The organism is Bradyrhizobium sp. i1.15.2, from assembly GCF_040548425.1.
GTDB classification, from domain to species: Bacteria; Pseudomonadota; Alphaproteobacteria; order Rhizobiales; family Xanthobacteraceae; genus Bradyrhizobium; species Bradyrhizobium canariense.
Genome location: NZ_JBEPRQ010000004.1, coordinates 332198 through 346362 on the forward strand (window position 1 = coordinate 332198; position 14165 = coordinate 346362).

Annotated in this window: 7 protein-coding genes; 3 read left to right on the forward strand and 4 right to left on the reverse strand. The window is 58.6% G+C overall.

Annotated elements, in window-relative coordinates:
• Window positions 1-638: 638 nt before the first annotated feature.
• Complete coding sequence (locus ABIB80_RS11405; protein WP_219684440.1) at window positions 639-1862, reverse strand: acyltransferase family protein; 1224 nt, start codon at window positions 1860-1862, stop codon at window positions 639-641.
• A 1001-nt stretch (window positions 1863-2863) separates the two neighbouring features.
• Here ABIB80_RS11405 and ABIB80_RS11410 point away from each other — a divergent pair.
• A complete protein-coding gene (locus tag ABIB80_RS11410) occupies window positions 2864-3154 on the forward strand; it encodes a hypothetical protein (RefSeq protein ID WP_354127433.1) in 291 nt (96 codons plus the stop codon).
• Between the two features lie 617 nt (window positions 3155-3771).
• Complete coding sequence (locus tag ABIB80_RS11415) at window positions 3772-4923, forward strand: glycosyltransferase family 2 protein (protein WP_354127434.1); 1152 nt, start codon at window positions 3772-3774, stop codon at window positions 4921-4923.
• A 41-nt stretch (window positions 4924-4964) separates the two neighbouring features.
• Here the strand turns inward: ABIB80_RS11415 and ABIB80_RS11420 are convergent, their stop codons facing one another.
• Complete coding sequence (locus ABIB80_RS11420) at window positions 4965-5459, reverse strand: thiol-disulfide oxidoreductase DCC family protein (RefSeq protein ID WP_354127435.1); 495 nt, start codon at window positions 5457-5459, stop codon at window positions 4965-4967.
• On the reverse strand, window positions 5413-7053 hold the full coding sequence (locus ABIB80_RS11425) for a hypothetical protein (RefSeq protein ID WP_007595276.1): 1641 nt from the start codon (window positions 7051-7053) through the stop codon (window positions 5413-5415). The genes ABIB80_RS11420 and ABIB80_RS11425 overlap by 47 nt, the downstream gene beginning before the upstream one ends.
• 415 nt (window positions 7054-7468) lie before the next feature.
• Between ABIB80_RS11425 and ABIB80_RS11430 the strand changes: the two genes are divergently transcribed.
• Window positions 7469-8935, forward strand: a complete 1467-nt coding sequence (locus ABIB80_RS11430) for a lipopolysaccharide biosynthesis protein (RefSeq protein ID WP_157158586.1) — start codon at window positions 7469-7471, stop codon at window positions 8933-8935.
• On the opposite strand, the gene ABIB80_RS11435 is transcribed toward ABIB80_RS11430, so the two are convergent.
• A complete protein-coding gene (locus ABIB80_RS11435; RefSeq protein ID WP_354127436.1) occupies window positions 8922-14159 on the reverse strand; it encodes an Ig-like domain-containing protein in 5238 nt (1745 codons plus the stop codon). The genes ABIB80_RS11430 and ABIB80_RS11435 overlap by 14 nt on opposite strands.
• Window positions 14160-14165: the final 6 nt, after the last annotated feature.

Sequence of the window (14165 nt, forward strand, 5' to 3'; positions counted from 1 at the left end):
CCAGCGGATGGACCCTCGCATTTTGCCAGTGTGACATAAGCGAGAGCTATTGCATCACCGCAGTTACGACGTGCCACCGCGCGATTGTTCGAAGATCCGGATCAAAGTCATCTGTCACGAGCCGATTTAGCCACGTCCGCTGCCCATCAGCTCCGACGCCCTCGCCTCAAGCCCCTCAAGGGAGACCTCGCCTCAAGCTTTTGACCGCGGTTTCGTGCCGCTCGAACGAGGTCTCGCCCGAATTCAGCAACTTCCCAACCTTGCTCAGCCATCGTTTCAGGTCCCGAGCAATGTCCGTGATTGTCGCCACCTACATTTCTAGCCAGAAAGCCAACGTCCCGGCTCGCTGCTGATCCAAGCGCACAAACGCGCGCTTACCAGCAATCAAGTACTCACGCCCACCTCTGATAGAGGAAGTGCAGCTTGAGGTTTCCGCACAGTCAAAACATCAGCAAGGGCAGCGCGATTTCGATGGCAGCTGGCGATACTCCGCCGCAGTAAGCCAGATCTAGTGAAGGCTACGAAAGGCAGCGCAACGACGACACCGGCCGCGAGAAGTGGAAACCAAATAGCAAATTAGCGACCCGAACCCGATATGCCAATGGCGGCATCGCACGTGTTCCAATAGAAATTGTCTTTCAGGACGATGCAGAGGCCTTAGAGTCGGCATGATCACCAATGAATCCCTGATTGCCGGGGACCTCGTTGGATTTTGTGTTGCGCAACAAGAACAAAGCCCTCCAATCACGCTGATGGCCAAACTCAATATAGCGGTAGCTCAAAGCACTCAGCGCGATCACTATCGTGAGATATGGCAATGATAATCGAAGCGTGTCTTTTAACGAAGAGGTATCAGGCGGGATCATTTCAACCATAATGGCCGAATGCCACGCATAGATGCTGTAGCACATGCATCCGACGACTTGGACTGGCCATGCTTCGAACAAGCGATTTGCGGACCAGGCCCCGCACAAGACCGCCAGCAGCAGCATGGAAAACCCGGCGCAAAAGATCGTGGCATAGAGAATGCTCACAGCCCAGGGGCCGTTATCCTTGAGATATATGGCGGCAATCATCAGCAGCAGTCCGGGCAGCAGCCCGCGCGACTGAAATCTCCTGGCTGAAACGCTGTCCCTGGACTTGACGTAGAGATCGCAAGCCAACATTCCGAAAATGAACTGATAACACGACCCGAATATTCCGCCCACAAACGGGCGAAACATCCCAATCCGATCCACCGCGATAAGATGCCCAGCCACCACGAAAGCTGAGCAGATGACGACGCTCGACAGCAACAGCCATCCAAGGCCGATGCGCGCGATCAGAAGAATCAGCAGCGGAAACAAAAGGCTGAACCAGATTTCAACGCCTACGGACCACAATACCGGATTGGAGGGGGGCATAAACCCATGCGGCACGAAAATGAAAAGCGTAGATAGAAGCCCGCCGAGCTCCAAATACCACGCGTGCGATCCAGCAGGCGACTTGGCATGGAGTGCAACCGTCACCAGGACGACCGTATAATAAAGCGGAAGCAACCGGACTGCGCGATGCCAATAAAAATGTGTGAAGTCGGCGAGCCGATCGATGGTTCGCTTCTTTGTGCGATAGGGCAGGTACAGAACGAATCCGGAGAGCACGAAAAAGATATTTACGCCGAGGAAGCCGTGCTTCGCGACAATGGCTAGGAAACCGTTCGGATCAAGTTCTCCGGGAAACGCCGGCGCGCTGGATGTGAACGGAACAAGCAAGTGAAAAAGAATCACCATCATGATGGCGAGTCCGCGAAAACCGTTGACGGCCCCGATTTTCTGCGCGGGGCTGTCGGCTATGATGGTGGAACCTGGGGATTGCAATGACAAGACGGCGATCTCAATGTTCGTGGCTTCCTGTTGCGATGCTCGCTACGTTGAGCGAGCTGTCAATAAATGGCTGTCGCATCACTTTCGAGGGCGATGCCAGACGGAGGGCACATTGACCAGCAACTAGGCTCAGGCGAGCACAGCCCAACTCGGACTCGGCGAACGACGTGCCTTCAAATCGTCAATTACGGCAGCTATCAACGATAGGATAAAGACGGCAGCAGGTTGACTGTGAGGCAGAATTATGAGCGGACACGTATAGTTTAATGGGAGGCCTCCTCATCATATTCGTTCTGCTCGCGATTGGCTTCGCTGCCGGCTATGCCACGCGCGAGCTGATCTCTCGTAAGCGGCACACTGAGTACTTGAACTTGCAACCCTACGTTTCCCCCGTGCTCAGAACCAGGCAACCGTCTTCGGATGAAAGCACCAGGACGCGATCCGCCTCATCCCATCCCGCAATGCCTGAGCGGACGAGCCATGACATGCCTCAGTCGTTTCAAGGCATATCCGTCGGGGAGCCGAACCCAGTGAAACCCGCCCGGCCTGCCGGCGCAAACTTGCGTCTCATCGAGCCTCCTTTGTCTAAGCCCGACACGCGATCTTTGGAGTCCGTGGAGATTGAGCAGAGCCTCGAAGAACTGGTCGGGCTCCTGCTGCGCAAAAAACAGGAAAGGTAGGCCGCTCGCCCTCCCGGGGCGTGTTGGTCACAAGTCTCTTGCGGCATCTGCGGGTCGGCCCGTTGCCAGGTCGACCACTTCGCGTCGAAGAATTAAACCCCTGGAACAAAGCACCAGATTTCGGAGAGACTGGGGTCAAAGGAACCGGGTCAATGGCCGAACACGTTCCGGGAAAGAACCGCCCGCCCGCAGCGCAGCGGCAGGCGCACCAAAGACTGGCGTCCGCTGCGCAAAAGTGGTATGTGTTTAGCGGTTCTGTGGCTACAATACGGCCTGTCATGCGTCCGGAACATCTCTGGTGCAAGAGCAGGAGGGCAGATTTTGATCGTGCTGATGATTGCCAGCGCCGTGGCGGGAGTTGTTCTGGGGCGATTTCTTCGCGCATACGCGCTTATTCCCGCAACGGCGCTGATCCTAGTTGCATCGTGGTATTTGGGCCTCGAGCAGGGTTTCGCCACGGGCGCGATAGCATTCGTCGCTGGCGCGGTGATTTTGCAAGTCGTCTATTGCGCGAGCCTGCTGATCTATCTGCTCATCGCGAACCTCTCGGTGCTCAACCAGGTGCAGTCGGAGGCATCACCGCAGATGCCTGAATCGCAAATTGCCTTCTAGTCAGCCCCTATCATAAGCGGCCAGCGAGGATGTTGTGCTCTTAGCCGGTTCATTGACACATCCTCCTGTAGAAGCTCCGCACCTGATTAATTACCATGTAGATCATCCCGCAGGCCCTATTCGTGGTGGTGTGCTTGTGAGCGCGCTTCGTTTACGCGGCATGATCCCGCGCACGAGTGATGCTCCGCACAAGCTGGTGGCCAAGCGCTAATCTGCTCAACCGAAAGATCTCCTGCACCCAACTGAATACGCGTGTGAATGCGTGGCGGAGGCTCCTTCCTTTGACTTTGATGTCAGCTCCTTGAAACTTCAGTGGCTGTGTTGCACAAAATCAACTGGCGCAAATGCTTTCGGACGAGACGAATGCGCAACAAGCTGCCGCGACACATCACTGTATGCTCAAGACGTTTGGGAACGAATGGCGATGCAATTTATTTAGAACCGGCGCGAAGCCGCCGGCCGATATTCCTCGATTGCAAAGAAGAGGCGCACATTGTCCCTCACCACGGCTTATGAGGCTAGATCAACCCGTTGGGACATCGTGACCGTCCATAGCACCTATATTCGCCTTCTTTTATCGTAAATAATGCAGATGTGATCGGTTGGCTGGACACTCTATGGAATTGCTGGCGAGAGCAGCGGCGGGCGGGAACCGCGCGCAGAACGCGTTACAACAGTCGATTGTAAGGGGTCAAGCGGCTGTCGTGACGCCAACGCGATCACGGACCAAGCAGCGCCCCGATCCGGTCATTCACCGGATCGACACCCGGCCGCTCGAATTCGGCGCCGATGAGATCGTGGCTGTCGGCAAGCTCCGGAACGAGATGCTGCGATTACCCGATTTCCTGCGCCATCATCGCCGGCTCGGGGTCGGACGTTTCCTCGCAATCGACGACCGTTCGGATGACGGCACGCGAGCATTCCTGCTCGATCAGCCGGACGTTCACGTGTTCGAGATCCGGGAGCCCTTTGCAGAATCAAGTGGTGGCGCGCGTTGGACCAGCGCCGTGCTCGACCAATTCGCGCCAGGACGGTGGGCGCTGACGCTCGACGCCGACGAACTCTTTGTCTACCCCGGCTGCGAAAATTTTGATCTTCGATGGCTGTGCCGTTATCTGGAGAGCGTCGGCGCTGATTGCATGACCGCGGAGATGGTCGATATGTATCCACGCTGGCTCGGCGGTCCGGAGCGCTACCATGCCGGCGAGAGCCTCGTCGCTTTCTCCTCCTACTTCGATTCCGATACCTATGTGAAGCGCCGTCGGCGCGGCTTTCCGACCAGCTACCTGGTGGGTGGTGCGCGAGCGAGGCTGTTTTATGACGAACCGATGCCGCCGAAGATCGCGCTTTACGACGCACTTGTACAGTTGCTTGAGCCATATGGGCTGGCGCGGCTGCTGCCTGCAGTTAACATCACGCGCTGGCAGCCACCGCTGCTCACTAAAGTGCCGTTCGCGCGCTGGTTGCCTGGCCGGCGCTATATCGCCGCCGGTCACCTGATGGCTCCGCCAGGCAAGCCAGGCGACGTCACAGGCGCCCTGCTCCATTTCAAATTTCTCCACGACTTCACCGATAAGGTCGCAATCGCGGTCCGTGAGGGGAACTACTATCTCGGATCGGTCGAGTATCAACGCTACGCGGAGCGGCTCGATCAGAATCCGTCATTCGAACTCATCTATCCCAAAAGCCTGATCTACCAATCATCCGACGATCTTGTCCGCTGCGGTCTGATGCGTCTCTCTCCGGCCTACCAGGCCGCGATGCGATAATCCTGACGCACAGGAGTCGCGCTGGAGCCTTCCTCCAATCGTCACCGGACCCCGTCGTCGTGCTTGATGTCTTCGTCGGAAGGACCGACCGGTATCCGCTGCTCTGGAGCATTGATTTCAACGATCAGCTTGCGGCCGAGAACTCGAAGGAGAAGCTTCCTTCCGCGCACCAGCGCCGGATAAAGTGCGCTTGCGAGGCGTGGCCGGGAGAACACGAGTCGATTGAGGCGATTGAAGACTGTCGCCTTGCCGGCAAGCGTTGCCAGCAGATGCATTGCATCGGCCCCATGGTAATGCTGCCCACGCCAGCGAACCACCATGCCTTCATTGAAATCGAGGTTGCGCGCGCGGATATCGCCTATGATTGGATGCTCCGAACGCGCGTCGATCAGGTGAATGCGCTGCCCACGTTCCCGCAACTGGTACAGCAGAACATAGCGACTGCATAACGGGCATTCGCCGTCATAGACCACCCAGATATCGTCATCGCTATGGGGCAATTCGATAATCCGTTCGCTTCCGAACGTCGCGCACAAGCTTGCCCTCCACCAGACCGAGGCATACTGAGTCCACCACATAGTGATAGGCGACAATATCGTCCATGGTCAGCTTGTTGAATTCTCCATACAGCCATGGATTGGAGAGCATGTGGTGCGGATAGGCATAGAAGCTGTTGTTGTCCTTCACCCAGGGATAGACACGGAAAAAGCGATCCGTCTCGCGCACTAATTTTTCCACCGCCTCCATGGCTACGCCTGTGTCCTGACGCGGAAGCATCTCCGGGCCGCAGGTAGTCGCGTCGTGCCAAGTCGCAAGATCGTGGTTGTTGCCGCCAACGCGAGCCCGGAAATGATTCTCAGGGATGTACATGGTTCCGGTTCCGATCATGTACGAGTAGATACCGAAATACGTGGAAGGCGCGAGAATCTGGCGACCATCCCGAGTCTCGACGAAAAGCCGCGGGCTCGCCAGCTTCGGCCCGTCCAGCCATCCAAGGTAATTGGTGTAGAAGAAGAGCCGGCCACAGATGATTGTCACGACCATCACAACCTTCATCGCCGGGGTAAACCCACCACGTGGCAGCGTGCGTGCCGCGGCTACGATGAACAGGTTGAGCGCAATCCAGAAGAAGAACAGAGCCCCGAGCGTGAAGTACACGCCGATGTGGAAGATGTCGAACAGCAGGCAGAAGAACGACAGCACGCGTGTCGAGATCGCACCCAGCGGCGACAGGAGCTGGGCACCCAGCACGAAGACGTTGAAGATCAGCTGGTTGCTCGCGATCGCGTCCCAGATCGTCTGCAACGCGCCCGGCCATAGGCCGAGAGGGGCGTCGCCGCGTTCCAGTCCCATCAGGATTGAGGTTTGCGTGGGATTTGCGAGCAGCCAGGTCCATGGCTTCTCGCCACCAGCCAGCAGCTTTGAGATTCCCGACCAAAAATAGCTGCCGAGATGCGCCCCGACGGCGCACGCCCAAATCAAGCCATAGGTGCGATCGCGAAGCTGCGTCACGTTGTCTGCGGAAGCGAACAGTGTGCGCAGCCGCGGCACGCGATCGATCACCGGGGCGCTGGTGAGGACGATCGTGCCGAGCACGCCAAGGACGACGAAGTTACCGATGTCGAGCATGCCGAGATAATCGGTCTCGGTCACGAAGATGCTGGACACGACGCTCACCATTTCGCGCCATGCATGATAGAAGTAAAACAGCGGCAGCAGAAATGAAGGTCGCCAGATCGCGGCTATTCCTGCCACAACCGCAAGCACCGCACCGTAGCGGAAGAACAGTGTTTTGTCGCTCGAGCCGAACAGGATGTTGGGAGGCCCCGCAAAAGGCCCCAATGAATCGAACAACAACTGCACGAAGATCGCCATTCCGATCGCGACGGCCGTGATCCGCAATGGCGGCGAGAAATCACGGTAGCGAATGGAGTTGAAGGCGAGCGCGCCGGCAAATGCCAAGCAAACCAGCACCAGTGCGTAAATGTCAGACCAGCGCGCGAGATGCGTGACGGCCCGCCGCGAAATCGCCGAAAGAATGACGGCTACTGCAAGGAGGAAGAGAGGTCCCGCAAGTGACGTGACGCCAGACCGGGTTCCCTGCCGTGATGCAACGGTATACAACGTCATCCCGTCTCGAACTCCGGTGCTTCGCCATCGAGATCAACCGAACATATAGAATCAGCAGCGGTCTGCAAACATCGCAAGCGCATGTTGCCTTTCCCCTGGCGTGAGTGCTCACAAAATCATCTCACGGGAACCTCAGCACTGCGAATTGAAATAGGACACACTGCGGGCATCGATTGGACCACAAATCTCGGCATTGACATTGGTGATGGTCAGGCCCTCGTTTGAAATCTATTTCGACCAGGCTCGCCCAGGTAGCCGATTCCACATCGCCCGATCACGTCTTCCGTTCGTGTCAAGGCCAAGCTAAAAGCCGGAGACGATCGGAACCGCCATCGTTCAGCGCGCTGGATTTCCCGCGGCATTGCTGGCAGGCGCAAGACCGCGCAAGACTGTTGAGGTGGCGGGGGTGAGCTCGTTGGACAGAGATAGCAAGTCACGGGCCGTAACCAACATCCTCATAACGGGCGGTTCCCAGGCCTGGAAACTGACGGCCGGTTTTGTCTTGATGATATTCTCGACGCGAAATCTTGCCCCGTCAGACTTCGGCCTGCTGGCCATGTCTGCGACGGCTGCAACGTTCCTCGGGCTCATCAAGGACATCGGCATTGGACAGACCATCATTCAACGCACGGAAATCGCCAAGGGCCAGATCGATGCGCTGTTCTGGCTGTCGGTGCTCGCTTCCGCGGCATCCGCTCTCGTTCTGGCGTTGTGCGCCCATCCGGCTGCGCTGTTTTACGGCGATAGGAGGCTTCAACAGCTCATGATCGCAATTGCCGGCCTAAGCTTCATTGCTGGCCTTCCGACCGTTCCGGCGGCGCTACTTGCCAGAGAATCCCGGTTCAAGCCCCTGGCAATCCTGGACGTCGCTGCGACAACCGCTTCCGTTGCCGCAGGGATCGTCGCCGTAATCATCTTGAGAGACTATTGGGCACTTTACCTGTCCACGCTCGTTCTCACGCTCATTTCGACAGTCGGGATCTGGGCGTACTCTGGCTATCGCCCTGGATATCCCCGTCTGGACAGCGAGACGCGGCACATGGCGCGATTTGGCCTGCACGTGTCAGGGTTCAATCTGGCCAACTATCTCTCGAGAAATGCGGACAACATTCTGATCGGCAGATTTCGAGGGAGCGACGAACTCGGCCTGTACGATCGGGCCTATAAGCTGTTGCTGCTGCCGATCATCCAATTACACAACCCCATCGGCCAGGTGATTGTCCCGTTGCTTTCACGGCTTCGTTTCGAGAAGGAGAGATATCTGAGCACCTACAACGATGCCCTTTCCATGGTTATGCTGATATGTCAGCCGGGCATCGTCTTCGCCATCCTGCTCTCGGAGCCGCTCTTCAGAGTTCTCCTTGGCGAGCATTGGGTGGGTGCCGCCCCGATTTTTTCTTGGCTTGGCGTCGCGGGCTTGATCCAGGTCGCGACCGCGACGGCAGCTTGGCTATTCCTCAGTCAAGGACGTGGCCAAGAGTACTTCAGGCTCGGCGTTTGGACCGCCCTGATCAACGTGACCTCATTCCTCATCGGTCTTCCCTGGGGCGCGCTTGGAATCGCCGCGGCGTATACGCTGGTGAACTGCACGGTCGTGCTGCCGCTTTACGCCATATCGATCGGTCGTCATGGCCCCGTGACGACAAGGAGCTTGATCAAGACGACTGTCCCGCATTGGATCGGTTGTGGCGTTGCGGCGGCCGTCACAAGCATTTCGATCATCTCATTGGATGGAAACTCCTTCGCTGGGCTGGCTGCGCTGCTGGCGCTTGCCTATGCATCATATCTCCTCCCCATGACCTTCTTCGCGGGAAAACGGGCATTGGCGAAACGCGTATTGCGCAACGTTTTTCGAAAGGCAAAGGCCTTTAGTGAAGGATGAAGCCGTGCAACGCGGCTAGATGGACATCGATCGCGGCGATCGCGTGAACGGCGTCGACCTGATGAACGCCTGTGTCAACACCTGGCCAAGTGGTCGCCGAGAGGAACACTGCCCCGGTCGATTGATCAAACGCCTGGCCGATTATGTCATGTCCGTTGGAGCTAGCGGACTGCTCGAACACGAAGCCACCGTCCCCCAGGCGCGCGGGGCCGACGGCCGGTGCGGCAGCAGGCGGCTGCGACGGCGCAACCGCCGAAAAGTCGAAGCCGGCCTTCGGAGGATCGATGACCAGCGTGCCCCCGGATCCGTCGCTCGAGAGATTGAAGGTCGAGTTGGTGTAGTCGCCAACAAGCGAGATATGTGCCGTGTGATTTTGAGCATCGACCACGGTCAACACGCCACCGGCTGTGCTGCCGGAAAAGGACGCCGACGTTCCCGCTCCGTACGCGATGTCCTTCAGGTCGATATGGTTGGAATTGGACGCGGTGCCGTCACCCGTCAGACCGATGAGCGTTCCCGTAAATTGTGACGCGTGGTCCAACACCAGATTGCCGGTCGACGCCTTGAAGGTGATCGACCCGGAAGCGGCGCCAGACAATTCGAGCGTGGCGCCCGGGTCGACCGTCACGGCCTGTGACATATTGCCCAGATTCAGTACGACATTTCCGGAGATTTTGAGGATGGTCGATGACGTATTGATTACACCATCGCCATTGAGGTCTTGATAAAAAGTCGTCTCGACTGCTTTAAGAGCAGGGTCGGTCGGGGACATCTTGTTCAGGAGGTTCGATACATAGTTGCCATTGCTGTCCGTGGTCCACACACAGAGTTCGCCGGTGGCCGGAATCTTCCAGGCTACATCATAGCCGCTGGTCGTTTGTTCCACGCCCACCGGCGTCCAGGCGCCGAACTGTCCTGACACAACCGCTACGCCACCGTACTTCAAGGTCGGCCCCGCGCCGCTGGCCATCGCGTCGAACAAGTAATTCGAGCCAACCAGAACCAGGCTGGTCGAGCCGGACGCCTCGATTGTCGTGCCCGAAACCTTCTGAGGCGCTGGTGGAAGACCAATCACGCCATCCCCGTTGAGATCCTGATGAAAGAGGGTCTCGCTCGATGTAAGAGCCGGATCGGTGCCGGGCAGCTTGTTCAAATAGTTGAATACGAAATTGCCGTTGCTGTCGGTGCTCCAGACTGCGAACTGGCCGGTCGAGGGAATCTTCCACGCGACGAGGTAGCCGTTCGATGACGCTTCCGCAGCCACTGGCACCCATGAGCCAAGCTGCCCCGCGACAACCGCTGTTCCGCCATTCTTCAGGATCACCGATGAGCCGGCCGTCGAAAGGTAAAAGTTGCTTCCCGACTTGATAAGCGATGTCGTGCCCGCCGCTTCGATCACCGTACCGACGGCGGAGCTGAGAGCGTTCGAAAGCAGGCTCAAATTACCGGCGATGTCGGTGGCGGTCGCGGTGAAGCTGTGTTGCCCCGCCGTGAGCGCCCCGGTGGTGACGCTCCAGGCCCCACTCGTCGCCGCGACGCCCGTGCCGAGCAAAGTCGAGCCCTCGTGCAGGCGGACAGTACTTCCGGCCTCGGCCGTGCCGGAAACGATTATCGCGCCCGAAGCTCCAGGTGCGCCCGAGGTCAGGATAGGTGCAACCGGCGCACGCGTATCGACCGCGACCTTCAACGCGCCGGAGGAAGCGCTGACGTTTCCGGCGGCGTCCGCGGTCTTGCCGGTAAAGGTGTGATTACCGTCCGCCAACGTTGCTGTGTCAAAAGACCAGGCTCCGTTGGCATCGGCGATCGCCGTTCCGATCATCGTCGCTCCGTCGAAGACCTGAACGGTGCTCCCGGCGTCCGCGGTTCCAGTCAAATTCACGTGGTTGACATTGGTGATGCCATCGCCGGCAACGTTGCTGTCTGGCGAGAACGACGCGAGCTTGGGCACGTTCGGGGCGAGCGTATCGATGGTGACATTGACCCCGGCTGAAAGCGCGGTGAGGTTTCCGACCCCATCCATCGCTGAGGCGGCAAAAGCGTGCCCGCCTTCAGCCAGCAATGCCGTCGCCGTACTCCAGCTACCGTTGCCGTCGGCGATCGTCGTGCCGATCTGATTTGCCCCGTCGAAAACCTTGACGGTTAAACCTGGTTGCGCGCGACCCGTGAGAACCAGATGATTTGTATTGATGAGGCCCGACACGATCGAGCCACTGTCGTTGACCGCCGAGATCGTCGGCACGGCGATAGACCTCATCGCCATCGGCGAATTCGTCGCGGAAATGAATGAATAGTCCGCCGACGTCAAGCTGGTGACGCCGGCAATGCGCAGCGTATCCGCTCCACCAGCGTAGTGAACGGTCCACACATCGTTCACATGGGTCAAATAGGCGCCGCTGTCGTAACCTTTCAGACTCAGCTTGTCGTGTTCGGCAGTCGCACTCGTGAAGACGTGGAAATCGGCGACCGTATCGTTGCCGCTGCCTCCATTGTAAATGAACGTATCGTTTCCGGCTCCTCCGGAGAGCCAGTCATTCCCGCCGGCGCCGTCCAGGATGTCGTCGCCGCTCGAACCGACCATACGGTTTGCCATTTGATTGCCGACACCCGCGAGCCCGCCCATCATCAACGTCAGGTTTTCGACGTTCGTGGACAGCGTGTGCGACGTCCATGCCTCCACACTGTCGATGCCGCCGCCGGGATTCTCGACGATCTTCTGGTTTGCGCTTCCGATGACGTAGGTGTCGTCGCCGTTCCCTCCGATGAGCGTGTCATCGATATTGAGCGCCGAGAGCTTGTCGTTGGCCGCGGTGCCATACACCATGCGGCTGCTCGCTTTCCCGCTGATCCATGATGTGATCGTCCCCCCGACCGGCGGCGTCGCAGGCAACTGAAAGTCGTCGCCGGTAAACGCCGAGACCGTCGTGTTGCGGAACACCAAGGTATCCTGGCTCGTCAGCTTCAGATACACGTCGCTTCCGACCTGGCTCATAGCCGCTTGAACGTCGGCGAATGAGGTAAAGGAGAAGCCGTTCAACTGGACAACATCGTGTCCGGCGCCCGATCCCGGCGAGAAGTCGGTGATGATGTCCGAACCGTCGCCGGAGTTAAATACGAAGGTATCCGCGCTGCCGCCCCCGGTCAGGATATCATTGCCGAGCCCGCCGGTGATCACGTTCGCCGCGGAATTGCCGATGATGATGTTGGACTGAATATTTCCCGTGGCATTGACGACCGTCGAATCGGTGAGCGTCAGATTTTCGACGTAGCTCGAAAGCGTATACGTCACCGAGGAGTTTACGGTGTCGATGCCTCCGCCATAGGCCTCGATAACCTTCGCACCGGAATCGGTCACGACATAAGTGTCATCGCCGGCGCCGCCGGTCATGACATCGGCGCCTCCTGCACCACCGATCAGGTCATTGCCGGATGTGCCGGTCAGTGTGTCTGCTGCCGCGCTTCCCGCGATCGTGTTGGTCGGCGCGCCACTCGTGAGCAGGGTGTAGTTCGCAAGCGTGTACTCCGGCAATTGATAGGCCGTGATGGAATCGATGGTCATCGTCGCCGTCGATCCTGCAGTGGCGTTGCCCGGCCAGCTCCCGCCCATTGCCAGGTTGGCGATCATGTACATCGCCGTGTTCATGTCGGAGGGTGTCGCCTGCTGTGCGACCTCTTTCCCGTCGACGGACAATGTCAGGTCGTAGGGCGTCCATTTGAGCGCAAACGTGTGCTCTCCAGCGGTCAGGTTGGCCGTATTGGCCCAGGCCCCGTTCGTCGAAGGCGCGTACGGTGAGTGAATGGCCCAATGCGCCTGGTCAGGGTCCTGACCAAAGGCTTCGAGCACATCGATTTCCGTGTTGAGGTTATTGGCAGTGCTCGGCAACATCCAAAACGCCGGCCACGCGCCGCTTGTACTGGGCAGCGTGGCCGTCATCTCGAAATAGCCGTAGGTCTGGGTAAAGCTGTTTTGAGTCGAGATCATGCCCGACGAAAATATGGCACTGCCCGTATAAGGCGTTGCGCTCGCAGGCAGCGGTTGCGCCGTGATGACGAGGTGACCGTTCTGAATCGAGAACGGATTAAGCCCGAGCGACGTTGATGCCTGAGTGGCCGGCAGCCCGGAAAAGCTGGGATCGACATACACTTCCTGTTCGCCGGCCAGCCCGTACCCTGCGGCTCCGCTCCAGGCATAGCTCGTGCGCCAGGTCAGGCTCGGATCCTGGCCCGCGGAGAGCGCGTTGAAGTCGTCGTTGAAGGTCTGGACCAGTCCGGTCGGGGGACTGACGATGCTTATATTGGCGGCCGTGAGATTCTGGAGGCTGGTGTTTTCAAGCGTTATCGTTTCGCCGTTGGCGGTCGTCAGGACAAGGTCAGTGCCCACCTGCTTCATGGCCGCCGTAACGTCGGCGAACGTCTTGAAGCCTGTGTTGTTGAGCTGCAGGACATCTCCGCCGGCGCCCGCCTGAAAGTCGGTGACGATGTCGTTGCCGTTGCCCGCGGTGACGACAAGGGTGTCGCGACCGGCCCCACCGGTCAGCACATCGTTGCCCCGCCCGCCGTCGATCATGTTGTCGCCGGCATTGCCGACAATGATGTTGTTGAGGTCGTTACCGGTGGCGGGAGACGGAACGCTATCCGTCAGGACAAGATTCTCGACGTTCGGCGCATTGACCAGGCTGTATCCGTTGATGTTCCAGACACGGATCGTATCGATACCCTCTCCGGCCTGCTCCACGACCTTGGTGTTGTGGTCATAGACATAGTAGGTGTCGTCCCCTGCTCCGCCGATAAGCGTGACCCCCGTGCCGCCGGCCTCCATGCCGTCATTTGTCGGCCCGGTCGTCAGCGTGCCGCCCGCGAGGACGGTACCCGCCCAGTTCCATGCCGTTCCGCTCGCTGGCAGCGGACTGTCCAGTGCGACATTGCTGGCAACCAAGGTCGAAAGCGCGACGTTCTGCAGCGTCAAGGTTTCGGTGGATGACAGCGTCACAACCGTATCGGAGCCCATTTGGGCGGCCGCTGCCAGGAAACTGGCGAACGTCGCAAAGCCGTAGTTTTGCAATCGCAACACATCGCCGCCTAAGCCCGCCTGAAAATCAGTGACGGTATCGGAGCCGTACCCCTTCGAGACGACGAAAGTATCGCTGCCTGTTCCTCCGGTCAGAACATCATTTCCAGTACCGCCAAACAGAACGTCGGCACCGGCGCTTCCATTGATAATCGTCATGATGGA